This window comes from Clostridium sp. 19966 (assembly GCF_032335695.1).
GTDB lineage: Bacteria > Bacillota > Clostridia > Clostridiales > Clostridiaceae > JACTOJ01.
The window spans coordinates 1-24,999 of the sequence record NZ_JACTOJ010000020.1; the positions used below are offsets into that span (position 1 = coordinate 1).

Sequence of the window (24,999 nt, forward strand, 5' to 3'; positions counted from 1 at the left end):
TTCAAGTATCAATGCCTTCCGATTTTATACCGATATTTTGATTATTGACAAAACTAGAGGTTTTCATTAACATTTATGATACTTGTATCATGCAAAGCTATGTTTTAAAAGAATGTTGATAAAGGAGTTTTTCGTAAAAGAACTCAAACGATAATATCAACATTCTAAAACATAGCCTACCGAACTGAAGGAAGTTTTAATTAAAGAGGTGCGAATTTAAATTAAGGAAGTGAATAAGATGAAATTTGTTATCAAGCCTTCTAAGAGCATTATCAGCAGAACTGCTATTAAATTTATAACCCTATTAGGGAATAATGCCAAATTATTATATATGGAGGTTATGAGAAGTTTTTCAAAGATAGCTGAATCTGTAATATTATTTTCAATAATACTGTTGTCAGCCTTACAAGCCTTTTGAGACAATACGCTTTTAAACAAGGCATAAATTAGGCTATGTTATAAGAGAAGGTTGATAAGAACCCTCTTAAAACATAGCTTTATAAACCCATAATTACCAGAATTCTTTACTGTAAAAGGCTTTTCTAAGCACCTCTATATATTTCTTTATGTCTTCAAATCTTTCTTCAATGCTATTTAAGCCTGAATCTTCAAGAGAAGATACTTTTCCCATGTTTTTTTCGGATACTCCATTGAGAGAATATAATATGATTTCTATAGATTTATCCACATCTAGTTCAGTTCGAAATTTTGATTTATCTATACCATCTAAAGCTAAGAAAACTCCTTTTTCATAAAGCTTAGCATATCTTTTGGTTAAATCATTTTTTAATTCTTCAGGAGATTTAAGAAAGGCAGAAATAAAAAACTTATATACCAAGGGATTTTTCATGGATATTTTTATTTTAAACTCTGTCCACTGAAGAATTCTTTGAAAAAGATCAGGACTGCTTTCACCTATATTATCAATTATATAATTCACATAGTAGTCAGTAGTATAATCCAGTACATATAAGAATAGATTTTTTTTGCTGCCAAAATAATTAAATAAGGCTCCTTTAGAGATATTTGCAGCTTTAACAATGTTATTCGTGGAAGCTTTATGATAGCCGTTAATTGTAAATTCTTTTATGCTGCAATCTATTATTAAATTTCTTTTAGCTTCGTCAAGTTTTTCAAATAGTTCGTACAATACATTTCACCTGTCCATTCTTTCAAAACATAGCCCAATTTAGAGATCTTTTTTTCTATAAACCGCATAAGATAAAGCGATTGAAATTGCACATACAAGAAGAAGTACTAACACATATATTAAATTTAACCTACTGTCTGTAATTATATCAACAGAATCAGCATATTTAAACAGGGTTGCATATTTTAAAAATTTCAGTTTATCCGAAATTCCAGACAGTGTATATATAAAATACATGCCTATAACAAACCATAGACTCAGAGGAGTAGCTGCATTTTTCTTTTTCATAAACAGTGAAATCAAAACACCTATACTAGCAAAGGAAATTTCAATTAAAAAGAAACCTACATGGATAAGCAGCAATATATTTATCGAATAGGAGACGCTTTTAAAAATTTCAAAGGATAAAAAGGTGATTAAAAAAAGTATAACATTTATAGAAGCAATGTAGGTTAGAACATATAAAAGCTTTTGGGTAAGCACTGAAGTTCTAGTAACAGGCTTTGATTGAAGGAATTCTATAGTTTGTTCATCCAACTCCTTAGAGATGGCTCCTGCCCCCATGAGCATAGCATAAATGCTCACACTTAAAACAAGAAGTATGCCTATCTGAGAGCTGTAATAGCCTAATATGCTGGTGAAGCTAACCTTATCCATATTAAAGGCTTTTATTATAGATTTGGGCATTTGATTTATTATCTGCTGCATGGAAGAACCGTTTTTAGCCATAGAAGGAAACATGCTCATAGTTATAAAAATCAGGAACACTAAAGATATAATCCAAATAATAAAACCTGTAAAATTTCTTTTAAGTTCACGTCTAAATAATAGCATTTTAATTTTCCTCCTTTTTATAATAATGCATGAAAATTTCCTCTAAGGAAGGTTCTTCTATCAGAAGGTTTTCTACGCTTATTCCATGCAGATTATTTATTAGAGAATTCATATCGCCTCTGTATAGGAAGTAGAAGGTATCTTCAAGCTTTTTAATATTTCTTATGTCAGGTATGTTTATTTCGTTTATATTGGTGTTGGTAAGCTTTAGAGTTATCTTCTTCAGCTGGGAAGCTCTAAGAGCTGCTATTTCTTCCGTTCTTAGAATGACACCTTCCTTTATTATAGCCACCCTATTACAAACCTCTTGAACTTCACTTAAGATATGGGAGGAGAAGAAAATTGTTGTACCATTTTTGTTTTCTTCTTTTAATACATCAAAGAATGTTTTTTGCATTAATGGATCAAGTCCGCTGGTGGGTTCATCTAGTATTAAAAGCTTAGGCTCATGAATTAAAGTTTGTAGTATGCCAACTTTTTTCTTATTTCCAAGAGAAAGCTCTCTGATTTTTTTAGATAAATCTAGTTCAAATCTTTCAGAAAGCTCAGATATTTTCTTAGAGCAGTTTCTGTGGTAATATTTACCTGAATACTCTAGTAAATCTTTTATCCTCATATCGTCATAATAATTGATTTCTGAGGGAAGATAACCTATGAGTTCTTTAATTTTTTTACTGTCTTTTATAATATCATAGCCCATAACTGTTCCTTGTCCAGAAGTAGGAAATATGAAATTCAAAAGAGTTCTTATGGTAGTAGATTTACCTGCACCATTGGGACCTATGAAACCAAATATTTCACCTTGTTGAATTTGTAAGTTCACATCAACTATGCCTCTGGATTTACCATAATTTTTGCACAAATTTATAGTTTCTACAGCTAACATAAGCATCACCTTTCTGACCATGTGGTCATTTATGAAAATATTATATACCTAGGTGACCATATGGTCAATAAAAACTTTTGCCAATGTATTTACAATTCAAATTTTAAGTGGTAAAATTATCAATAGAGAATACATATTAGATAATACTAAATATTAAATATAAAATTTAAAAGAAAAGAGGTGGAGGTTTATTTATCTTAAAATAAGATGAATAAACTAAATGAATATGAAAGTTAATTTTCAAGGAAATGCTGTAACATTAGAAGGAAATGAAATTAAGGTTGGGGATGCTTTCCCAGAGTTTACCGCAGCAAATAACTCTTTGCAGCCAGTATCTCTTAAGGATACAAAGGGAGTGAGAGTATTCTTGGCTGTGCCATCAATTGATACTCCAGTATGTGATTTAGAAGTAAGAACTTTCAATGAAAGAGCTGCTGAAGTGCCAGGACTTACAGTTTATACTGTATCTATGGATTTACCATTTGCTCAGGCTAGATGGTGCGGAGCAGAAGGAATAAAGAATGTTGTAACTCTTTCAGATTATAAGGATAGAAGCTTTGGAAAAGCTACAGGTACTTATGTAAAAGAATTAGGACTTCTTGCTAGAGTTTCTTTCGTTGTTGATAGCAGTAATAAAGTAACCTATGCAGAATATTTAAACGAAATTACTGACTATCCTGATTATGACAAAGTTTTAGAGGCTGCTAAGCAGGCTAAGTAAAACAGAACTATAAATTGAAAACCAACGAATAAAAAGTGAGCAATGCCCTTACAATTTAGGAATTGCTCACTTTTGTTTTGGCGTTTATAGTGAAGCGCTGGTAGAAAAGAGCAGAATAATGTGATAAAATAATCGAGAATAATTATCATTATATTTAGGGGGAAGGAATAATGAAAAATAAATATAAGATACTTAGTTTTATATTTGCAGCTTTATTAGTTCTTTCTTTTGCTGGCTGCAGCAGCAAGAAAGAGAAAAAAGTCTTGGATGTATTTAACTGGGGAGAAAATATAGATGAGGGATTAATAAAGGAATTCGAGAACAAGTATGATGTAAAGATAAATTACAATACATATGATACAAATGAATTTATGTACCAAGCAGTAAAATCAGGCAAATCCAATTATGATATAGTTGTACCTTCAGATTATATGGTGGAAAAGATGAGAAAGGAAAATATGCTGGAACAATTAGACTTTAAGGATATTTCTAATTTCAGCAAGCTTTCTTCAGATTATTTAAATAGGCCCTTTGATCCAGGAAATAAGTATTCCGTTCCTTATATGTCCGGAACCATAGGGATACTTTACAATTCGAATTTAATTAAAGAGCCAGTGGATTCCTGGAACATTCTTTGGGATACAAAGTATAAAGGTGAGATATTCATGTTAGATGCTCAAAGGGACGCTATAGGGGTTTCTCTTAAGAGATTAGGCTATTCATTAAATACTACGGATAAAGCTCAGATAAATCAGGCTAAGGAAGAGCTTATTAAACAAAAGCCGTTGGTTAAGGCATATGTGGACGATGAGGTTAAAGATTTAATGATATCCGGTGAAGGAAAATTGGCAGTTATTTGGTCTGGAGAAGGCTTGAATCTTCAGGATAAATATCCTTACCTAAAGTACATAGTTCCCAAGGAGGGAGCTAATTTCTGGATAGATTCCTTAGCCATTCCTAAAGGTGCAAAGCACAAGCAGGAAGCAGAAGCTTTTATTAATTTTTTGTGTGAGAAAGACCCATCCTTAAGAAATGCGGCTGAAGTAGGATATACAACTCCTCAGAAGGAAGCAATGGAAGCGCAGGATGATCATATAAAGGATAATAAAAATGCGTACTTACCAAAGGGCATATTAGATAAATGCGAGAACTACAGAGATTTAGGAGACAAATTAAAACTGTATGATGATGCTTGGCTAGATGTTAAAACAGCAAAATAAGAGATTGCAAGGTTTGATATGTAGAACAGCTTACTATGGTAAATAAAAATAGCATAGAAAGCTGTTTATTTATTATTGGATTTAATAAATAATTTTTCATCCGTAGAGCAAAATATTCATATAAGGCTAAATTTTAAATCATTAACAATATTTCGTATAACTATGATTTTTATAAAATTAACTAAAATGGGTAGGTGAAGCTATGGATTTACAGCAAAAGACAGATGAAGTAAAGAATTTGGCGGGAAATCCTCGAGAACTAGTAGTAAGAAATTTAATGATAGGCAATGAGTTTAGCATTGAAGCTGTGATTATTTATATGAACGGATTAGTTAATAACAACATAATTGACAGAGATATATTAAATCCACTTATGCTGCATGTGAAAGATAACCTGATGACAGTGAAAGATATAGGAGAATTTATATATAAAAAATATGTGACTGTAAGCGGAAGTACAATAGAGCAGGATATTAATATTGCGGTGGATTCCATAAAAAGAGGAAAGACCTTATTAATGATTGATAATTATGAAAAGTATATAGTTATTGATACTTCTGGAGGAGAGCAGAGAAGTATAGAAGAACCTGCAAATAATATTTCTCTGAGAGGTCCTAGAGAGGGCTTTGTAGAAAATCTTCAGGTTAATTTGAGTATGATAAGAAGAAAAATAAAGGATAAAAACTTAAAAACAGAAAAATTTACCTTGGGAAGAAGGAGTCAAACAGACTTACTTTTAGTATATCTTGATGATGTAGTGAATAAGGAGTATTTAGAAAAATTAAAGCAGAAGGTATCTTCTATAGACATTGATGCTGTTAATTCCAATAGCTACGTAGAACAATATGTAAGCGAAAATGGTGGAAGTATATTTCCTCAGGTCATAGGAAATGAGAGACTTGATGTAGTGGTGGGCCAAATACTGGAGGGAAGAATTGCATTCCTTTTAGACGGTACATCCTACGTTACCACTTACCCTACAGTATTCACTGAATTTTTTCAGACGGAAGAAGATTACTATGGCAGGTACATTCAGACAAATTTCATAAGAATATTAAGGATGGTAGCAGTATTCGTAGTTATAACTCTTCCAGCCATCTATATAACATTAATAAAATTTAATTCTGAGCTTATACCAATTGAGTTTATAAAATCTTTGATTGAAGCAAGAAGCGTCATAGCCTTAACCCCATTTATGTCCTTAGTTGCTATGGAATTTACTATAGAGCTTCTCAGAGAGGGAGGACTAAGGTTACCAGGGAAGATTGGTCAAACCCTTAGTGTTGTAGGAGGCATAATAATTGGTGATGCAGCGCTTAAAGCTAAAATAGTAAGTTCACCTACCTTGCTTGTAGCAGGAATATGTACAGTAGCATCTTTTGTTATATCCAATTATCAGATGGCTATAGCTATAAGAACTCTTACTTATCCAATGCTTATTTTGTCTAACTGGTTAGGGGTTTTGGGTATAGTTTTGGGATGGTTTTTTATAATAGCATATATATGTTCTTTAGAGAATCTAGGAGTAGAATATTTTTCTATTCATAAAAATGATATTAAAGATACAATATTTAAATTTTCACTGAAAAAGATGAATAAAAGACCTCAGGCTATACCAAATAGTAATGCAACAAGACAAGGCAATACTGGAAAGGATAAAAATGAGTAGCAATAAGACCTTAATAACCACAGGACAGCTAGCCACCACAATAATATCGTCTATAATGGGGGTGGAAATAATGTATATGCAGAACGGTATTATAAAATATGCCAAACAGGATGCATGTATATCCACCTTAATAGGTGCTATTTATCCATTATATATGATTTTTGCAGCTAATTATATGTGCAAGAAATATCCAGAAGATAATATCTTAAGCCTAAGTAAAAAATGTTTTGGATCAATAATGGGAAGTATTTTGAATTTTATTTTCTCTATATATTTTTTAAGTGTCCTTACTACTGAACTAGCTGGTCTTACTAATGTTTTTAGAGTGTATGCTACTAGTTTTTTAAAAAGATATCAAATATTTATCTCTGTTATGCTGCCTATAGCATACATAAGTTACAAGGGCTTAAAAACATTGGTTAAATGCAATGAAACTATATTTTATCTAACTATAATATTGATAGTAGTGCCAGTTGGCGCTCTGTTCAGCGGAAGTTATTTGAATGTGATGCCTGTATTTGATAACAGCATAATTGATATTGGTAAGGGAGCAGTTTCCACTATATTCCCTTATACTGGTGCAGAATGTGTTTTTTGGTTATACCCTTTTTTAGATAATAAAAAAAATTTGCTGAAGGTTGGAATATTTAGTTGCATATACATAGCTTTTATATATTCTCTGACTGTTTTTTTCACTATTTATTATTTTGGTTCAGACATATGCTTAAAATTTTTATGGCCATTTTTAACTTTGGCTGATGCTGTTACCATACCCATAATAAATAGTATCAGATATATATTTATTTCCTTATGGGCGTTAATTGTTTTTAAATGCATAGCAACATATTATTTTTCCTGTTGCTTTTGTGTAAGCAATGTATTAAAAAACTTCTCTATTATGAAAGTTTCAATAGTATTATATCCTATTGCTATAAGTTTAGCATTGCTTTACGGTAATCCAACTTTTAGAAGAAGCATTGAGAACAAGGTAACGATTGTATATTTTGCCTTTAATATTTTGTACGTTTCTCTTATAGTATTTTTAATACACATTAAAAAAAGGTGATATCTATGAAAAAAATCAGAGTGGTAATAATTGTGGCTAGCATAATAGCAATTATAGTATCATTTTTAAGCTCAAAGGGTGAAGAAGTGGAGCACTTAACAATACCGGCAGGCTTAGGAAATGATATAGAATTAATAGGAAAGGATGTCATATATAAAGTTCCTATATTGGTTTATTATTTTCAAGGTGAAAACAAGATATCCAGCGATGTGCTTATGGGAGAAGGAATGACTATCGCTGAAACCAGGGAAAGCAGGCAGCTGCTTTCTTCAAAAAAATATTTGCTGGGACTTAATAGAGTTTTTATTTTTAGTGAGAATTCCGTAAAATTAGGATTGAGAAGTTATATTGACATAAATTTTAACAATCCAGAGGTAAATGATAGAGCTTTATGCGTAGTTTGCAGGGGAAAATCTGAAGATATTTTAAGATTTAAGGTAGAGGGATATGAAAATACTGCAGAGTATATAGAAGGAATGATAAAAAATCTAAAGGATTATAACTTTTTTTCTATGCAATATAAGCTTATGGATTTAATGGTAAGAGTGGATGCACAAGGAAGAAATTTATTGCTTCCATATATAGAAATAGTCGAGGATAACATAAAAACTACAGGACTTGCAATATTTAATTCGGATAAGATGGTAGCCAAAACTGATATGAGTGAAGCGAGAGTTATAAATATATTAAAGGAAAGCAATGTAACAGGAGTGCTGACATTGCAGAAAAATTCTAAAGACATTATAAATGCTCAGATTAAATCTAAAAGAAAGGTTAAATGTCTGAAGCAAGATGGTAAATATAAATTTATTATAAATTTAAATATTACAGCTGATATATTGAGCAATGAATTATATAAAAAAATAAATGTAGATATAAAAGAGGTTAGGGCTTTTGAGAAAGATTTAAAAAGCTATATCGAAAAGGAATTTCAATCTAAAATAAATGAGATATACCAGAAATATCACATAGATGTTTTAGATTTAGGGAGATATGCTATAGCTAAATATGGAAGAGGTAAAGGAGAAAACTGGAACAACATAATAACTGGCTCTGATATAACAGTAAAAGCCAAAGTAAAGCTAGACAGACAAGGCAGAGGTGATTATTAACATAATGGTTGGAGGTGAAATAATATTGGATACAAGCACCACTATCAGTGCAAGCAAATTTACATGTTCTTTAATATCATCTATGATTGGAGTAGGTGTTTTATATTTGCCTAATGTAACCATAAGAAGTTGTCAGCAGGATGCATGGATTACCTGTGTAATAGCAGTTGCATATCCAATTTATTTAACTTTAATTTGCTGCTATATCAGTAAAAAGAACAATGAAAATATACTACAGCTAAGCATAAAGTGTTTTGGCCCTATATTTGGAAATATAGCTAATCTCATTTTTATTTCGTTTTTTATATTTCTCATGACTTCCCAATTAGCAGATTTTTCAGATCTGTTCAGGGTTTATTCAACGAATTTTCTTACCAAAATCCAAGTCTTTTTAGCTTCAGCTATGGTTATAGCTTACGTATGCTATAAGGGTATAATAACTATAACAAAGCTTAATGAAGTATTATTTTATTTAACTCTAGTATTAATATTTGTACCGTTAGGAACATTGGTGGAAGGAAGTATAATGAATATCAAGCCAATACTGGGGACTGGAGTATTAAATATTATAAAAGGATCAAAAGAGGCATTATATTTCTATATTGGGGCAGAAAATATATTCTTATTTTATCCATTTTTAGAGGATAAGAAAAAACTGCTTCCATGCGGCATTATTGGTATTATATTTGTAATGCTGGTATGTACAGGTGCGGTTTTTCTTAGCATCTATTATTTAGGTATAGATGTAGCAATTAAGTTTTTGTGGCCAATGGTAGCATTAAGCGATGCTATCAATATACCAATAATAACTAGTACCAGGTACATTTTTATATCCCTATGGGGATTATTAGCCCTTAAATGTATGGTGATGTCTTATTTTTCAGCTTGTTTTAGCTTGAATCAAGTATTTAAAAAGGTATCAACAAATAATTTTTCTCTGATTTTATATCCGGTGGCAATAATTTTAACTAGTTTTTATGGGAATTTAACAACTTCAAGATATTATTTCAATAAGATAACTGTAATTTATGTATTGTATAATCTGATTTTTACGTCTGCAATATTTATAATTATAAGATTTAAAAAAACTCATAATTAAAAGGTGATTACTAATGAAAAAAAATAAAATATTAATGATTATAATTATTATCATAGTTTTTATATCCCTTCTGAATTCCAAGGGAGAACTAGTTGAAAATCTTGACATACCCTATGGTGTAGGGGCTGATATGGAAAAAAACGGAGCCAGCTACATATACAGGGTACCTACACTGATTTATTCTTTTCAGGCTAATGGGGATATAGTAGGAAAGGTAATAGTAGGTGTTGGAAAAAGTATAGGAGAAACAAGAGAAAATAGGCAGCTTATAGCATCAAAAAAATTTTTAATGGGACTTAATAGGGTATTTATATTTAGCGAAGAAGCTTCAAGAGATGGAATAAGAAATTATATAGACATAAATACAAACAATCCTGATATAAACGATAGGTCTCTATGTGTAGTATGTAAGGGAAAGTCTGAAGATATGCTAAAGCATAAGGTAATTGGCTATACTAGTTCTGCAGAATATATTGAAGGAATGGTTAAAAATCTAAAGCAATTTAATTTTTTCCCAATGGAGTATAAAACCATGGATATAATCGTAAGAATTGATTCTGAAGGAAGAAATGTTATATTGCCCTATTTGGAGTTAAAGGAAGAAGAAATAAAAACTACTGGAATTGCTATCTTTAAGGGAGATAAAATGATAGGGAAAGCAGATATGAATGAGGCAAAAATAATAAATTTATTGAAACAGAATAATGTGAGAGGAATTTTGACCATTAAGCAGTCTGAGAATAAACAAATAAGTTTTTATGGATATTCAAAACGAAAAGTTAAGCTGTCTAAAGAAAACGGAAAATATAAAATTAATATAGCCTTAAATATAACAGGTCAGCTGTTAAGTAATGAATTATATAAGAACCTTGTTAATAGTCCTGAAAAATTAAAGCAATTTGAGGAAGATATGAGTAGAAAAGTAGAAAATATGTGCAATGGATCAATAGAGAAAATATATAAGCAATATGGAGTGGATGTACTGGATTTAGGAAGGATAGCAGCTTCCCAATATGGGAGGCACACTGGCGTTGATTGGAATAGAGTAATGATGGATTCAGAAATTCAGGTTACAGCTAAGGTTAAAGTAGATACGGAAGGAAGAGGTTTCTATGAATAAAATGAAAACGTTAAATTAAAAAATTAACAAATTTAACCACCAAAAACAGTAAAATAGAACAAAATAATACAACTGGCAATATATGTAACATGCTGGAAACTGTGATATAATAATAATCGGCGCCGAATATTATTATATTTATAGTTGGGAGAGTTTATGTGATGTCATTTTTGTATAAGAAAATCACCTTACACATTGTTTTTTTATTAACAATGTTTTATACAGTATATTACTTGTTTTGGAGAGCCACTGAAACACTTAACCAGTCAGCATTAATTGTTTCCATAATATTTTGGCTTTTAGAATTTCAAGGAACGATAAATTTTTATTTATTGGTTTTATCTACATGGAATGTTAAAAGAGAAAAACCCCTGCCGCCCAAAAGTAATTTAAAAGTAGATGTTTTTGTGCCTACTTATAATGAAAGTATAAAAATATTAGAAGCTACATTAATAGGATGCCTAAATATGAGATATCCCCATAAAACCTATATTTTAGATGATGGCAGAAGAGAGGAAGTAAGGCAGTTAGCTGAAAGGCTTGGTTGTGAATATTTAACCAGAGAAAATAATGAGCATGCTAAAGCTGGAAATATAAATAAAGCCTTAGGCAGAACAGATGGAGACTTCATAGCTATTTTTGATGCCGATATGGTTCCTCAGCCAGATTTTCTAGAAAAAACCTTGGGGTATTTTAGGGATAGAAAAACTGCGGTGGTTCAGCTTCCTCAGGAATTTTATAATATGGATTCCATGCAGCATAACAGCTCCAATTTGGTTTGGCATGAACAGCAAACTTTATACAGAGCACTCCAGCCAGGTAGAAATTCTATAGATGCTGCCTTTTGGTGCGGAAGTCCTTCAATAGTAAGAAGAAAAGCGCTGGAGGATATCGGAGGAGTGGCTACGGAAAGTGTTACAGAGGATCTTTTGACTACAATAAAGCTAAATGCTAAAGGATGGAAAGTAAAGTTTCATGACGAGCCTCTAGCTTTTGGTATTGCTCCTCAATCCTTGCATGCTTTTAATATACAAAGATCTAGATGGGCAAAAGGGTCTATGGAGATATTAAAAAGCAAGTTTAACCCATTATTGATAAAGGGTCTTTCTTTGAAGCAAAGACTTGCACATTTTTCAGTAATATTAATATATTTTGACGCTTATCAAAAGTTAATGTACATGGTACTGCCTCTTATATATATGCTCACAGGCTTAGCCCCTTTAAAGAACGGAATAGGAAGCAGCTTTTTAATTCACTGGCTTATTTATTTATCTTTAATTTCTTTTAGTGTTAAGTTAATGGGAAGAGGATATGTTAAGTTTATAGATGTTGAAAAGTTTAATATATTAAAAATGTTTATTTTTATAAGGGCTACCATCAGTATATTTTTTAGTAAAAAGCACTTTTTCCAGGTAACTCCCAAGGTAGTAGACAACTCTATAAAGAAAACTGAAGTTAGGGAGATAAGAAATCATATAGCGTTATTTATGCTTATATTGGTTTGCATATTAGCAGCATTAATAAAAACATATATAAAGCATAGCGGCTTTATGTATGTGGCATCTCCAATATTTTGGTCTGCTATAAATCTAGCACTAGTAGGTTCAGTTATTTATGATGTATTAAAAAGAGTATATAGAAGGGTGGATTATAGATTCCCCATAAGAATAAGTGTATTAACTAAAAATGAAACGGACAAGCTTAATAGAGTTATTATGACTGATATATCTCAGTCAGGCGTGGGTTTTGTAACTAAAAGAATCAATGAGTTTAGATCTGATTCTAAAATAACTATGATTATAGATGATAATAACATAGTATTAGAAGGTACAGTGGTTTATACTAAGCTGATAAACAATGAAATAATGAGGGTTGGTATAAATTTTGATGAAATGACTCCTGAGCAGTCTATGAAGTTGAGCTATTATCTATTCATTAAAGTTCCCAGAGCTATTTATAACAATATAGAACTTGAAAAATACTTCAAAGGAAATAGTCTTCCTTATATAGCATAAATCTTAAAGCATAGCTTCAAGTAAAATAGCTTGAAGCTATGCTTTTTAGTCATGTTTTATGCATATTCTGTTACATTTTTTAAATAGGATTTTAGGGTTAATACATAGTAGATGTAGTAGAATAGAGCATATACAAGTATAATCACAAAGTAGGACAAAGTTACATCTAGACCTAATAGCTTATTTAGAGGGAACAAAGCGGCAAAGGTATTCAAGCTTCCAAGCAGGAAGGGTGCTCCGAAAAGTATCAGGACCTCTTTAGATACCGCTTGGTGTATTTCTTCTTTAGTAACTCCTATTTTTCTTAAGGTAAAGAATCTATTCCTATCCTCTTTTGACTCTGTATTCAATTTAAAATAGATTATGCTCCCTGTAGCGGTAAGGAAAAGTACACCGGTAAACAATCCCACGAAGGCTAGTATTCCCAAGAGCTTTATGCTATCGTTATAATGGTCGTAGAAGGTTAAAAGCTTATTTTCTTTAGGCATACTGCTATCTAGGTCATGGATAAAGTCTTTTGCAATGAAATCATTTTTCAGCATATATCCAGTAACGTTAAAAGTACTTATTTCAGAGGAAGCCTTAAGCTTCTTATACAGATTATCCTTCACTATCATTATGCTGTTGCTAGTATGCTCAAGGGCAATAAAGGAATTTGTATCATCTCCATATATCTTAAAGGAATAATCTAGACCTCCTAGGTTAATAGCTATATCCTTACCCTTGATAGAAGTATCGAAACCATAAGTGTTGATATGAACAAGGTAGCATTCCGAATCATTGGAGAGGGAAAGTTTGCTGTTTTTTTTATGGTGTAAATTTATATTGTTAAAGGTGCTTTCATCAAGGACAAATAAATCATCATTTTTACTGTAAGGAGTTGAGGCTTTTAATTTAATAAATTCAAAGGAATCCTTAGAAGTTACTTTTATATTAGGGTACTTGCTTAAGGTATCTTTAAAAATTTCATCTGTTTTATTATTTCCGTTTAAATATTCTATAGAAAAGGGACTTAGATTTCTTGAATTTTGCTCAGCCTTTGTGTAAGAGCCGCAGCAGGTAAGTATGGCGCATAAAGCTACTGAGGTAGATATAGCAATAACACTTAAGGTACCTACATTGCTTTTATATCTATAATAAAGCTGAGCGGAAGAAATTATTCTTGTACCACTGAAAAGAGAGGCTTCGTTCTTTTTGTTTATATATATTACCAAGGAAATAGTAGAGGTAAAGAATAATATGGTACCAGCTACTACCAGCAAAACTACCTTTGGTGTGTACATTAAATTATCTCCCAATTTAACTACAGCTATGGAATAGCCATAAGCAAGGCAGAAAACAGCACCTATGCCTATCAAGAAGGTAAGAGGAGAAACCTTTAAAGCTTTTTCCCTTTTCTTTGAAGCATTAAAAAGATCAATGAGGTTGTTTTTATATATGAGTATAAAGCTGTGAAGAGTTATCACTATAAAAATTATTCCAAAGATTATGCCGCAGAACTTTAAGGACTTTAAGCTTATTTGGAAGGCAGTATTTCCAGTAGTGTGCATGAGAGTAAACAGGAGCATAACGAAAAATTTATTAAAAAGTATCCCTGCTGCAATACCAGTTAAAAAGGACAGGAACATGATAATAAAATTTTCAAATAAATTTAGAGCGCTTACCTGTCTTTTGGACATACCCAGCAGCATATATGTGGCGAATTCCTTCTTTCTAGACTTTATGAAAAAGGAATTTGAATACCAGATAAAGAAGGCTGAAAAGGCGGTACATAAGCCATCTCCTAAATTAAATATATCCATGAAGTTTTTAAAGCCGGAGACAGCATTTTGTACATTTTTATCGTAGATTATTGAAGTAAAAAGATAGAGCACAAATACGCTGAAGGTGCAGCTTAAATAGAAAGTCCAGTAATTTTTGAAATTATGCTTTACATTATTTCGTCCCATCTTAAATAGCATCGCTGTCACCGCCTATTACAGATAATATCTTTAATATGTTTTGATAGAAATTTTGTCTGCTTAAGGACCCCTTATATATTTCATTAAAAAGCTTTCCGTCTTTTATAAATATAACCCTTTTGCAGTAGGAGGCAGCGAAAGCATCGTGAGTAACCATAAGTATGGTAGCAGCATTTTTATCATTTAGATTCTGAAGGGAATTCAAAAGCTCTTTAGAGGATTTTGAATCCAAAGCTCCAGTAGGCTCATCTGCAAGTATGATAGAAGGATTGGTTATTATAGCTCTTGCAGCAGCGGCTCTTTGTTTCTGACCTCCGGAAACCTCATAAGGGTGTTTTGATAATATTTCCTGAATACCAAGCTTTGAGCTTATATCATTAAGTCTTTTTTTAATCTCTCCATAAGGAGTATTGGACAGTGCTAGGGGAAGTACTATATTTTCTTTAAGAGTCATGTTATCTAATAGATTAAAATCTTGAAAAATAAAACCTAGTTTTTCTCTTCTAAATTTTGAAAGGTAAGGCTCCTTCAATTTTGTTATGTCATTTTCACCAATAAAAACTTTTCCAGCTGTAGGTTTATCTATAGTTGATATCACATTCAAGAAAGTGGTTTTACCTGAACCAGAAGGCCCCATTATTCCAACAAATTCTCCTTCCTCTACTGAAAGATTTATATCCTCTAAAGCGGTATATTTCACTCCTCCAAATTTTGATCCATAAACTTTTTTCAAGTCTTTTATATTTAAAACCTCCATAAAAATACCCTCCGTTTTCTATATTTGTTTGAGAACATCTTTATTTTACAAAAAAACAAAATGTACAGCCATTTATCTGACTTACATTTTGTCCTCTAAACTTACATTTTTGTAACCTGATAATAATCATTCCATTTAGGAAAATGTATGTAGACCTTTGTGCCTGCATCAACAGTAGATTCAAGGGTTATGCTGTGGCCAAGCTTTTTACAAAGCTTATTAGCAAGATAAAGTCCAATTCCAGTGGCTTTAAGATTTTCATTTCTCCCATTATACCCTGTAAAGGCTTTGGTGAATATTCTTTTTATATCCTCTGGTTTTATTCCTATACCCGTATCACTTATTATAAGAAGCTTCTCCATATTGTTTTCTGTAATCTCAAAGCTTATGCTTCCGTTATCGTGAGTATATTTTAAGGAATTAGACAAAACTTGATTTATTATAAACAAAAGCCATTTTTTATCGCTGTCTACAACAAAGTCTTCTGGACAGTCATTTACAAGCTTTATATGTTTTTTTATAAATAACAAAGAATGTTTTTTGATGCTTTCCTTCATCAAGGAATTTAGATTTATCTCTGATATTACATAATCCTTTGAAAAGCTGTCACTTCTGGAATAGTACAGAACCTTTTCTACATAATCATCTATCCTGTCTATTTCTTCTTTTAAGGATGAAACATCCACTGGGGTATCGTCTAGTATAAGCTTCGAAGTGGTGAGGGGAGTTTTTATTTCATGTACCCAGGAGGTCATAAACTCGCTGTTGTCCTTAAAAGCGTTTTCCAGGTCTTTGATGTTTTCTAAGTAACTTTCATACATATTCATCATCATAGAGGAGTATATGCTGTCCTTATACTCAAGAGGTTCTGGCAGCAAGGGTGTGTTGTCCTTACTACCTCTTAAAGCTAATAATTTTTTTAAATAGGAATTTTTAATAAAATAATCTGCTAGAAGAAAAATTATAAAAGCCAAGGTGTAAATAATCGCCACATATAATACATTTGAGTTAAGCATCCTATTATTGCGGTCAAAATACATCATGAGACATATGAACAGTAAAGTGAAGCCATAGAAAGCTGCTAATCTTAAGTTATCCTTTAAATATGTAAAAAAGCTCATTTTATACAGTACCCCTGATTTTTTATTGTAATTATGAATTCATTAAGCTGAAGCTCCTTAAGCTTTTTTCTAAGCCTGTTTATATTCACTGTAAGAGTATTATCATCAATAAAATTTTCATCCTCCCAAAGCTCCTGCATGATTTTCTCTCTTGTGACTATAGCTCCATTGCTTTTCATAAGTATCCATAATATTTTAAATTCATTCTTTGTAAGCTCTACACTGTTATCCTTGTAATATACAAAATTATCTTTCAAGGATAACATTACCCCATTAAACTCCAGAGTGTCCACAGAATTATCTTTGTAGGAATAGGTTCTCCTAAGCAGAGCATTTATTTTTGCCATTAAAACCTCCAGAGAAAAAGGTTTGTTAATGTAGTCATCTCCGCCCATATTGATAGCCATAACAATATCCATATTAGAGTTTCTGGCTGAAAGAAAGATTACTGGAACCTTTGAAAGCTGTCTTATTTTGCTGCACCAATAAAAGCCGTCATAGGCAGGCAAGTTTACATCCATAAGTACAAGATGAGGTTTAGCAAGGTTAAATTCCTCCAGCACATTATTAAAATCATTTGCTATATAGGCTTCAAAACCCCATTTTTCAATATTCTTTTTCAGCAGGGAACTAATCTTAAGTTCATCTTCTACAATCATTATTTTGTACATTTTAACCTCCAGCTTACGCATCTTTATAAGTTAATTATAAATAATAGCTTTGTATTTATAAAGACCTAACTTAATACATTGTTAATGACAAGTATTTAAGATATATTTATTTTATTCGTGACAAAAAATAGAATATGGGGGATAAAACATGAGAAGAAATAAGGCGGAAGGTGTATTAATATTTATTACAATGATATGGGGAGTGGGCTTTCCCTTAACCAGTATAGCTCTTAAGAATGGTATAGGACCATATACCTTGGTTTCTATAAAAAGTTTTGTGGCTACCTTGGTATTGGCAGTTATATTTAAAAATAAATTTAAGCTCATTAATCTAAAGATGATAGCTGCAGGTTCTCTAGTGGCCTTGGCTCTAGTTGTAGGAAATATATTTCAGACTTTAGGCATGGTATATACAACGCCTAGTAAATCAAGTTTTATAACTGGATTATCCGTGGTTTTTGTACCAATCCTAATGATAATAATATACAGAAAAAGACCTAAGTTAAGACTAGCGCTTGGGGCATTGACGGCAGTGATTGGGCTTTTCTTTCTCACCTATAATGGGGATGCAGGAGTAAATATAGGAGATATTTTAACTATATTATGTGCCTTTTCCTATTCCTTTCAGATACTTTTGGTAGATAAAACGGGTAAAGCATATGATGGAATAACACTTGCTATAGTAGAGCTTTTCATGGTAGGAGTATTTTCTCTTATACCAGCTTTTATGTTAGAGGGATATAGGATAAGTTCTTCTTCCTCCGTAGTAGTTTGTGTTCTTATTACAGGAATATTTGGAAGTGGTGTAGGAATGGCTGTGCAAAATAAGATGCAGCCTATGATAAATCCATCGCATGCAGCTATAATATATCTTTTTGAGCCTGTATTTGGAGTCGTTTTTTCATCTTTTATAGGGGACGTTCTATCACCAAGAGCGTTTATAGGCTGCATACTAATATTTTTAGCTATGTTTATATCTAGAGAAGGATAATTTAATATTGACAAAAAATTGCAACACGTTTAAAATTAATTTAACGTTTAAAATATTTTATATGTTAAATTAATTTTGTATGGGGTGTTGAAATGGAACTTGCTGAAAATAAACAACCTGCTGTTAAGTCATTACTGAAATTTAAAAGCTTTTGTATATTGATGATTGCCAGTGCTATATCAAAATTCGGAGATTCTTTGGATACCATAGCCTACTCCATAATGGTATACCAGATTACTGGTTCTAAGCTAATGCTTGGAACTTTGATGGCGGTTAATGCCATACCTACTATAGTGCTTACACCTTTTACTGGAGTATTAGCGGACAGGTTTCCTAAAAAGAGGCTTATATTAATAGGATATGTGGGCAGAGGAATACTAGTCACCTTAACTGCATTTCTCTTTCTTACAGGTGTTTTAGTGCCTTGGCAGCTTTATGTGCTTACTATATGTAATGCATCTTTTCAGGCGCTAAGCTCTCCGGCTATGTCTTCCATAATTCCAATTTTAATATCTAAGGAAGCATTGATGGAAGGAACCTCCTACGCAACATCGGTAGGTTCTATAGCTCAATTCATAGGTTCGGCTTCAGCTGGAGTTATAATAGGCTTATGCGGAGTATTCACTGCGGTTTTTGTAGATGGTATGACCTTCTTTATTGCAGCAGCTATGGTAATCTTCATAAAAGTAAGTGGAGAGGAATTATTAAAAAGTTCTGGCGGGGTTAAGGAATATTTGAAGGATATAAAGGAAGGCATTAAATACGTAGTTAAAAGTTATGTTATCATAAGGATGATAGCAGCTTTTGCTATAGTGAACTTTTGTTTATCCCCTATAAATGTACTAGAAACACCCTTTGTTTATGAGAAATTAAAAGCAGGCAGCGAAATTCTGTCCTTGCTCTCTGTAACGCTTACTTTGGGAATGATTATTGGAGGAGTCGTTGCGGCCAATATAGGTAAAAAATTTAAGTTTATTCATATAGTAGCTGGAGGGCTTATAGTCTTTGGAGTGTTTTTCACCCTGCTTTTTATGCCTGGAAATATCATAAGCTCTAGAATTGTATCTATAGGCTTTACTGTTATGATTTACTTCGTAATCGGTCTTTGTATTCCAATTATGACTTCACCTTTAGGTGTTATTGTAGTTAATAGTACCCCAAAAAATATGTTTGGAAGAGTAAATTCTGTCTTAAACATGGTTTCCATGTCTACAGTGCCATTAGGAGCTGCGGTTACAGGGGTCATGAGCGAATATATTTCTATGTCTGTACTATTTATAATATTTGGTGTTATAATGTTACTATCATCAGTATTATTATTAGTGGATAAGAGGCTTGCTGATATTTAAAACAAAATAGAATTTAAAGCAAGCCAATTGTAATAGAAGGGGATTGCCTTTGGAAGATGTTAAATATTTAAAAACCTTAGAGGAAATAAAAGTTTTTTCAGATTCATATAGATATAAAATATTGGATTGCTTTTACAGTTTAAATGAGCCGGCTACAGCAAAGCGTGTGGCGGATGAGATGGGAGAAGCTCCTGCTAAAATCCATTATCACGTAAAAAAAATGGAAAAGGTAGGAATATTAAATCTTGTTTATACAAAAGTTATAAATGGTATTACAGCTAAATACTATGAACCTGCTGCTCACAAATTTAATTTAACTACTGAGGAAGAAGGTATTCCTAAGGAAAAGGTATTTAACGAAGCTAAAAATGCCATACACAAGCTGTTTGATGGGGCTAGGGATTCTTTTCTAACTTATTTTGATATTGGTAAAAAGGATGTAGCCTCAGCTTCCATGGGGGATTTATATTTAACTAAAGAGAAGATGGAAGAATTGAGAAGTTATATAGAAAACTATATGGATGAAAACGGAAAAAAGCAAAATGAGAATAACGAAGGTATTAATGCATATCACGTTTTCTTTTCAATAATAAAAAAGAATGATAAAAAGGAGAATTAACATGAGTAAAGTTGTAGAAAAATTTTTAAAATATGCAAAAATTGATACAAAATCTGATGAAGCTTCAACTACAGTACCAAGCACCGCAAAACAGCTTGTACTTGGAAATGAGCTTGTAAAGGAACTTAAGGAATTAGGATTAAAGGATGCGGAAATAGATGAGCATGGATATGTTATGGCAACACTTCCAGCTAACACTTCAAAAGCTATTCCAGCTGTGGGCTTTATATCCCATATGGATACTTCTCCAGACATGTCTGGAACTAATGTAAACCCACAGATAGTTGAAAATTATGCTGGAAAGGACATAGTTCTAAACAAGGAACTTAACATAGTGCTTTCACCTGCAGATTTTCCAGAGCTTAAGGAATATGTAGGGAAGACCCTTATAACTACAGATGGAACAACTCTTCTTGGAGCAGACGATAAGGCTGGTGTAGCGGAGATAATGACAGCTGTAGAGCATCTTATAAGCCATCCCGAAATAGAGCACGGAACTATAAAGATCGGGTTTACTCCAGATGAAGAAGTGGGCAGAGGAGCAGATTATTTTGATGTTAAAAAGTTTGGCGCCGAAGTTGCTTATACTATAGATGGTGGAAAAATAGGAGAATTTGAGTATGAAAGCTTTAATGCGGCTTCGGCTAATGTAACAATAAACGGCAGAAATGTTCATCCAGGCTATGCAAAAGGAAAGATGAAAAACTCTATACTTGTTGCAAATGATTTTATAGGACTTTTACCGGAAAATGAAGTGCCAGAAAAGACTGAGGGCTATGAAGGTTTCTTCCATTTGAACGCAATACAGGGAGAAGTTGAAAAGACAGTTTTAAAATATATAATCAGAGATTTTGACAGAAATAAATTTGAAGCAAGAAAAGCTCTAATGACTGAAACTGTAAATAAGATTAATGAAAAATATGGAGCTGGTACTGCAGAGCTTGATATGAAGGATCAATATTATAACATGAAAGAAAAAATAGAAGAAGCTATGCATGTATTCAACATAGGCTATGAAGCTATGGAGAGTACAGGCGTAAAGCCGATAGTACGACCTATAAGAGGTGGTACTGATGGCTCAAGACTTTCCTTCATGGGACTTCCAACGCCTAATATATTTGCAGGGGGAGAGAATTTCCATGGAAAATATGAATATGTACCAGTAGAGTCCATGGAAAAGGCTGTAGAAGTAATAGTTAAAATAGCAGCACTTTATGCAAAAAAGGCAAAATAGACTATGGTTTAAAGCAGAATAAGATATAAAGAACGCCTCTCAGAAACACAAGAATCTGAGAGGCGTTTAATTTATCATGGCTAAATGTTATCGTATTTTTTAGCTGGAATTCTTATTTTAACCTTGGTGCCTACTCCGATTTCACTTTCAAAGGATATACCATACTTCTCACCATAGGATATTTTTAGCCTTTCATTAATATTTTTAATGCCATAGCCGCTGCCTTTTCTGCTATTTAATTCATCAGAAAAAATTTTACTTATGACATCCTCAGGAATACCTGCACCATCATCCTCAATAGAAATAAGTATATCTTCATCTTCCATAACTCCTTTTATTATGATGTTACCAGCCTGATTCTCTTTTCCAAGTATCCCATGCAAAATAGAATTTTCAACTATGGGCTGCAAGGTGATCTTTGGAATGCTGAATTCCTGAATTTCCTCATTTACAAGAATATTTAAATTTATTCTGTTGGAATATCTCATGTTTTGAATTTGAACATAAAGGGAAACATGAGTCAATTCATCTTTAATAGAAATAATGGATTTGCCTTTGTTAAGGCTCAATTTGTAAAATTTAGCTAAGCTTTTCACTGCCGAACTGATTTCAACATTCATGTTTTTGTAAGACATCCAATTTATCATATCCAAAGTATTATATAAAAAGTGAGGATTTATTTGAGCCTGCAAAGCTTTAAGTTCTGCATTTTTTACTGCTTTGCCTGACTTATATTGCTCTTCGATTAATATAGATATTTGACTCAGCATATAGTTATAATTATCTATAAGTTCCGCTATTTCATCATTGCCTGAATTCTCTATAAAGGTATCAAAATTACCATTGTGTACTTTTCGCATTGCTCTGATAAGCTTTGATATTCTCTTATTCAGAGATCTTGAGAAATAAAAGGCACAGGAAAAGGCCACTGTGGCGATTATAGACATTAACAGAAGCAAATCATATCCGATAGATACTACCTTGGCTCCTATTTTATTATAGGGTATTACTGTAACCATATTCCAGTCTGTTCCATCAATCAAAAAACTTGCAGCTAGGCATTTACTATTTCCTATCATTACAGGCTTTAGAGTGCTCGAAGCATTGGAAAGAGAATTAATCAAATCGCTGCCAAGACCATATTTTTTTAACATTGAGGTGTTGGAAGAGCATACTACAACCCCAGCTGAATTCTGTATATATGTTAAGCTTCCTTCAAAGGCGTTAGCTTTTTTAATGATATCATCAATTACCTGCTTTTTAAAATTGAGCTGAAGGTATCCTATAAATTTACTGTAATCAGTGGGATTTTTGATAGCTGCAATCACGGATAAAAAATCACCGTTATCCTGGTTATTATTGCTTAAATAAGAGCTAGGGCACCATAAATCCTTTTTCCCATCTTTTTTTAATTCTGCATACCATTTTGATTTTTCCGCCTGGGACACTGGAAATAAATTCACATTGTCTCCGGAATAGGCAAAATTATCATTTACGTATAAGGCGGCTTTACATATATCTATGCCATCTTCAAAGGAATGAAGGTACTGCCTCAAATATACCATATCCTTTATCTGTTCATGGAGATCGTAGGTGTCCGCATCCTTATTCAAGGTGTTTATTATATTGTTATCATTGCGAATCAGATCAGATATTTCTATAAATCTATATAGTTTATAGGACAAAAATGAACTAGTTTGCTCAAAAGCTTGGTTAGCTGAAAAAGTAATATAATTTTCCACAATTCCTGATACCTTACGATAAGTTAGGGTGGAAAGAAGAGCTAAAGGTATTACAATAAGCAAAAAGTAGGACAATAGAAATTTTTGCATTAGCTTCATATTTTTAATAAAGTTTATTTTCATGATAGATATTTCTGCCTAAATTCCGATGGAGTAAGGCCTGTTTCTTTCCTGAATATTTTGGTGAAGTAATTACCGTCCGTATAGCCAACCTTTCCTGCAACATCACTTATCTTCATACCTCTTGTTTTAAGCAGTTCTTTAGCTTTATTTATTCTATATTCTAAAATATATTTGTTTATAGTTGTTCCCGTATTATCTTTAAAAATCTTGCACATATAAGCGGTGGTCAGATAAGTGTGTTCGCTTATAGTATTTAAGGATAAGTCTGCATCATTGAAATTATCACGAATATATCGTGTAATTTGAGCTATGGAGTTCTTGTCAACGTTTTCCTCGGAAATCGCAGAAAAAACCGCTTCTATTTTTTCAATGATGAAAGTCTCTGTTTCAGCAATAGTATTAAACTGTATGAATTTATCAAAGGGTATTTGTGAATTTAAGTCTGCATCATTTATCTGAATTTTTCTTTCAGTACAAAATCTTATTAACTCTAGAAAGAATCTATAGAATATATCCTTAACGTGATTTGCTGGGGTATCAGGATAAAGTCGTATATCGCCGGCAAATCTTTTGATTAAAAGTATGCTTTCCATTTTTTCTTCATGACACAAATGCTTATAAAAGGTTTCAAAGATTTTTTTATCACCTTTATATATATCTGATTTAGTGTGGCAGCAATATAAGATTGAAGAATAATCATAATAAAAAGATTTATTTAATGCTTTTAAAGCTGCATTGTAAGACTCATAAATTTTGTCAGGGCTTTCAGCTTGGTTACCTACCGAAACAAAAAAGTTTCCGTATTTTTTCAGCTGTTCAGAGATAGCTATAAAAAGGTTTTCAAGATTCTCTTGCTTCAGAGCAGCTTTATTGTTTTTATTCCAAAATAAGTGGATAAGCATTAACTTTTCGTTTTTAAAGCAGGATAGGCTTCTGAATTCACTTTTAGAGATTATGTCATCCACTTCAGAAAGAATTTTATCTTTCACATTTGTATTAGAATCAGTAAGAGCTATCAAAAAGGTTAAAAAAGATACATCCTTTAATGAATCAAAATGCTGTGTTCCAATGAGCTGCTTTAGTTCTTCCATATTAACGTTTTCACTAATTAGCGAAAGTGCGATACTTTTTTTTGCATTATCATCAGCTTTAGCTGTCTCTAAATTTGAAATAACGGCATTTTTAATTGCTGCTTCTAGTTCGTCCAAATCTATAGGTTTCTCAACGTAGCTTACAGCCTTTAATTTAATAGCTGATTTCAAGTACTCCTTATCAGAGTAGCCGCTCATGAAAATGATTTCGCAAGAAGGTAAAATTTTTCTCAGACTGAAAGAAAGCTCTATTCCATCCATTCGAGGCATTCTTACATCGGTAAGCAATATATCAGGTTTAAAATCCTTAGCAATTTCAAGTGCATTAATTCCATCATAAGCTGATTTAACTTGGTCTACTCCTAATTGAGACCAAGGCATCTGCTCTAGAATACCGTCTCTGGTGAAAATTTCATCATCTACTATTAGCAATTTAACCAATTAAGAT

At 32.3% G+C, this 24,999-nt stretch carries 22 protein-coding genes; 13 read left to right on the forward strand and 9 right to left on the reverse strand.

Annotation, left to right across the window (positions count from 1 at the left end; genetic code table 11):
• The first annotated feature begins 238 nt into the window (after nt 1-238).
• Nucleotides 239-418, forward strand: coding sequence for a hypothetical protein (locus IAI10_RS17950; RefSeq protein ID WP_315674686.1), 180 nt, complete (start codon nt 239-241; stop codon nt 416-418).
• 93 nt (nt 419-511) lie between these two features.
• On the opposite strand, the gene IAI10_RS17955 is transcribed toward IAI10_RS17950, so the two are convergent.
• From IAI10_RS17955 to IAI10_RS17965, 3 genes are read right to left on the reverse strand one after another with little or no spacing between them, the layout of a single operon-like run.
• The gene (locus IAI10_RS17955; protein WP_315674687.1) at nt 512-1,150 is read right to left on the reverse strand and encodes a TetR/AcrR family transcriptional regulator; all 639 of its coding nucleotides are present in this window, start codon (nt 1,148-1,150) and stop codon (nt 512-514) included.
• A 39-nt stretch (nt 1,151-1,189) separates the two neighbouring features.
• Nucleotides 1,190-1,984, reverse strand: coding sequence for an ABC transporter permease subunit (locus tag IAI10_RS17960; protein WP_315674688.1), 795 nt, complete (start codon nt 1,982-1,984; stop codon nt 1,190-1,192).
• Between the two features lies 1 nt (nt 1,985).
• Nucleotides 1,986-2,870, reverse strand: a complete 885-nt coding sequence (locus IAI10_RS17965) for an ABC transporter ATP-binding protein (RefSeq protein ID WP_315674689.1) — start codon at nt 2,868-2,870, stop codon at nt 1,986-1,988.
• Between the two features lie 226 nt (nt 2,871-3,096).
• Between IAI10_RS17965 and tpx the strand changes: the two genes are divergently transcribed.
• The 8 genes from tpx to IAI10_RS18005 all read left to right on the forward strand — a co-directional run bounded on the left by tpx (nt 3,097) and on the right by IAI10_RS18005 (nt 12,892).
• The gene (gene tpx, locus IAI10_RS17970) at nt 3,097-3,591 is read left to right on the forward strand and encodes a thiol peroxidase (protein ID WP_315674767.1); all 495 of its coding nucleotides are present in this window, start codon (nt 3,097-3,099) and stop codon (nt 3,589-3,591) included.
• A 170-nt stretch (nt 3,592-3,761) separates the two neighbouring features.
• Entirely contained in the window at nt 3,762-4,811 is a 1,050-nt protein-coding gene (locus tag IAI10_RS17975; protein ID WP_315674690.1) for a spermidine/putrescine ABC transporter substrate-binding protein, read from the forward strand.
• A 202-nt stretch (nt 4,812-5,013) separates the two neighbouring features.
• On the forward strand, nt 5,014-6,480 hold the full coding sequence (locus tag IAI10_RS17980; protein WP_315674691.1) for a spore germination protein: 1,467 nt from the start codon (nt 5,014-5,016) through the stop codon (nt 6,478-6,480).
• Nucleotides 6,473-7,546, forward strand: a complete 1,074-nt coding sequence (locus tag IAI10_RS17985; protein WP_315674692.1) for a GerAB/ArcD/ProY family transporter — start codon at nt 6,473-6,475, stop codon at nt 7,544-7,546. The genes IAI10_RS17980 and IAI10_RS17985 overlap by 8 nt, the downstream gene beginning before the upstream one ends.
• Nucleotides 7,547-7,551: 5 nt before the next feature.
• On the forward strand, nt 7,552-8,658 hold the full coding sequence (locus IAI10_RS17990; protein ID WP_315674693.1) for a Ger(x)C family spore germination protein: 1,107 nt from the start codon (nt 7,552-7,554) through the stop codon (nt 8,656-8,658).
• Between the two features lie 4 nt (nt 8,659-8,662).
• Complete coding sequence (locus tag IAI10_RS17995; protein WP_315674694.1) at nt 8,663-9,757, forward strand: GerAB/ArcD/ProY family transporter; 1,095 nt, start codon at nt 8,663-8,665, stop codon at nt 9,755-9,757.
• Between the two features lie 13 nt (nt 9,758-9,770).
• Nucleotides 9,771-10,877, forward strand: a complete 1,107-nt coding sequence (locus tag IAI10_RS18000) for a Ger(x)C family spore germination protein (RefSeq protein WP_315674695.1) — start codon at nt 9,771-9,773, stop codon at nt 10,875-10,877.
• Nucleotides 10,878-11,038: 161 nt separating this feature from the next.
• Nucleotides 11,039-12,892, forward strand: coding sequence for a glycosyltransferase (locus tag IAI10_RS18005; RefSeq protein WP_315674696.1), 1,854 nt, complete (start codon nt 11,039-11,041; stop codon nt 12,890-12,892).
• A 56-nt stretch (nt 12,893-12,948) separates the two neighbouring features.
• Here IAI10_RS18005 and IAI10_RS18010 read toward each other — a convergent pair whose 3' ends face one another.
• The 4 genes from IAI10_RS18010 to IAI10_RS18025 form a co-directional block, all read right to left on the reverse strand.
• Nucleotides 12,949-14,853 carry an ABC transporter permease gene (locus IAI10_RS18010; RefSeq protein ID WP_315674697.1) on the reverse strand — a complete coding sequence of 635 codons (1,905 nt, stop codon included), beginning with the start codon at nt 14,851-14,853 and terminating at the stop codon, nt 12,949-12,951.
• Entirely contained in the window at nt 14,843-15,610 is a 768-nt protein-coding gene (locus IAI10_RS18015) for an ABC transporter ATP-binding protein (protein WP_315674698.1), read from the reverse strand. Before IAI10_RS18015 ends, IAI10_RS18010 begins: the two co-directional genes overlap by 11 nt.
• A 101-nt stretch (nt 15,611-15,711) precedes the next feature.
• Nucleotides 15,712-16,731, reverse strand: coding sequence for a sensor histidine kinase (locus IAI10_RS18020; RefSeq protein ID WP_315674699.1), 1,020 nt, complete (start codon nt 16,729-16,731; stop codon nt 15,712-15,714).
• The gene (locus IAI10_RS18025; RefSeq protein ID WP_315674700.1) at nt 16,728-17,402 is read right to left on the reverse strand and encodes a response regulator transcription factor; all 675 of its coding nucleotides are present in this window, start codon (nt 17,400-17,402) and stop codon (nt 16,728-16,730) included. Before IAI10_RS18025 ends, IAI10_RS18020 begins: the two co-directional genes overlap by 4 nt.
• Before the next feature lie 148 nt (nt 17,403-17,550).
• Here IAI10_RS18025 and IAI10_RS18030 point away from each other — a divergent pair, with 148 nt between their 5' ends.
• From IAI10_RS18030 to pepT, 4 genes are all read left to right on the forward strand, one after another.
• Entirely contained in the window at nt 17,551-18,393 is an 843-nt protein-coding gene (locus IAI10_RS18030) for a DMT family transporter (RefSeq protein ID WP_315674701.1), read from the forward strand.
• 92 nt (nt 18,394-18,485) lie between these two features.
• Nucleotides 18,486-19,742: an MFS transporter gene (locus tag IAI10_RS18035; RefSeq protein WP_315674702.1), complete on the forward strand. Its 1,257-nt coding sequence runs from the start codon at nt 18,486-18,488 to the stop codon at nt 19,740-19,742.
• A 49-nt stretch (nt 19,743-19,791) separates the two neighbouring features.
• A complete protein-coding gene (locus IAI10_RS18040; protein WP_315674703.1) occupies nt 19,792-20,361 on the forward strand; it encodes a helix-turn-helix domain-containing protein in 570 nt (189 codons plus the stop codon).
• 1 nt (nt 20,362) lies between these two features.
• Nucleotides 20,363-21,595: a peptidase T gene (pepT, locus tag IAI10_RS18045; RefSeq protein ID WP_315674704.1), complete on the forward strand. Its 1,233-nt coding sequence runs from the start codon at nt 20,363-20,365 to the stop codon at nt 21,593-21,595.
• A gap of 80 nt (nt 21,596-21,675) precedes the next feature.
• On the opposite strand, the gene IAI10_RS18050 is transcribed toward pepT, so the two are convergent.
• Together IAI10_RS18050 and IAI10_RS18055 are read right to left on the reverse strand one after the other, a co-directional pair.
• On the reverse strand, nt 21,676-23,460 hold the full coding sequence (locus tag IAI10_RS18050) for a sensor histidine kinase (protein ID WP_315674705.1): 1,785 nt from the start codon (nt 23,458-23,460) through the stop codon (nt 21,676-21,678).
• Nucleotides 23,457-24,992 carry a response regulator gene (locus IAI10_RS18055; protein WP_315674706.1) on the reverse strand — a complete coding sequence of 512 codons (1,536 nt, stop codon included), beginning with the start codon at nt 24,990-24,992 and terminating at the stop codon, nt 23,457-23,459. Before IAI10_RS18055 ends, IAI10_RS18050 begins: the two co-directional genes overlap by 4 nt.
• Between the last annotated feature and the right edge of the window lie 7 nt (nt 24,993-24,999).

Excerpts from the sequence above, each read along its gene's own strand:
- IAI10_RS17950 (WP_315674686.1), top strand. The coding sequence starts at position 239 with ATGAAATTTGTTATCAAGCCTTCTAAGAGCATTATCAGCAGAACTGCT.
- IAI10_RS17960 (WP_315674688.1), bottom strand. The coding sequence starts at position 1,984 with ATGCTATTATTTAGACGTGAACTTAAAAGAAATTTTACAGGTTTTATT.
- IAI10_RS17965 (WP_315674689.1), bottom strand. The coding sequence starts at position 2,870 with ATGTTAGCTGTAGAAACTATAAATTTGTGCAAAAATTATGGTAAATCC.
- tpx (WP_315674767.1), top strand. The coding sequence starts at position 3,097 with ATGAAAGTTAATTTTCAAGGAAATGCTGTAACATTAGAAGGAAATGAA.
- IAI10_RS17975 (WP_315674690.1), top strand. The coding sequence starts at position 3,762 with ATGAAAAATAAATATAAGATACTTAGTTTTATATTTGCAGCTTTATTA.
- IAI10_RS17980 (WP_315674691.1), top strand. The coding sequence starts at position 5,014 with ATGGATTTACAGCAAAAGACAGATGAAGTAAAGAATTTGGCGGGAAAT.
- IAI10_RS17985 (WP_315674692.1), top strand. The coding sequence starts at position 6,473 with ATGAGTAGCAATAAGACCTTAATAACCACAGGACAGCTAGCCACCACA.
- IAI10_RS17990 (WP_315674693.1), top strand. The coding sequence starts at position 7,552 with ATGAAAAAAATCAGAGTGGTAATAATTGTGGCTAGCATAATAGCAATT.
- IAI10_RS17995 (WP_315674694.1), top strand. The coding sequence starts at position 8,663 with ATGGTTGGAGGTGAAATAATATTGGATACAAGCACCACTATCAGTGCA.
- IAI10_RS18000 (WP_315674695.1), top strand. The coding sequence starts at position 9,771 with ATGAAAAAAAATAAAATATTAATGATTATAATTATTATCATAGTTTTT.
- IAI10_RS18005 (WP_315674696.1), top strand. The coding sequence starts at position 11,039 with ATGTCATTTTTGTATAAGAAAATCACCTTACACATTGTTTTTTTATTA.
- IAI10_RS18010 (WP_315674697.1), bottom strand. The coding sequence starts at position 14,853 with ATGCTATTTAAGATGGGACGAAATAATGTAAAGCATAATTTCAAAAAT.
- IAI10_RS18015 (WP_315674698.1), bottom strand. The coding sequence starts at position 15,610 with ATGGAGGTTTTAAATATAAAAGACTTGAAAAAAGTTTATGGATCAAAA.
- IAI10_RS18020 (WP_315674699.1), bottom strand. The coding sequence starts at position 16,731 with ATGAGCTTTTTTACATATTTAAAGGATAACTTAAGATTAGCAGCTTTC.
- IAI10_RS18025 (WP_315674700.1), bottom strand. The coding sequence starts at position 17,402 with ATGTACAAAATAATGATTGTAGAAGATGAACTTAAGATTAGTTCCCTG.
- IAI10_RS18030 (WP_315674701.1), top strand. The coding sequence starts at position 17,551 with ATGAGAAGAAATAAGGCGGAAGGTGTATTAATATTTATTACAATGATA.
- IAI10_RS18035 (WP_315674702.1), top strand. The coding sequence starts at position 18,486 with ATGGAACTTGCTGAAAATAAACAACCTGCTGTTAAGTCATTACTGAAA.
- pepT (WP_315674704.1), top strand. The coding sequence starts at position 20,363 with ATGAGTAAAGTTGTAGAAAAATTTTTAAAATATGCAAAAATTGATACA.
- IAI10_RS18050 (WP_315674705.1), bottom strand. The coding sequence starts at position 23,460 with ATGAAAATAAACTTTATTAAAAATATGAAGCTAATGCAAAAATTTCTA.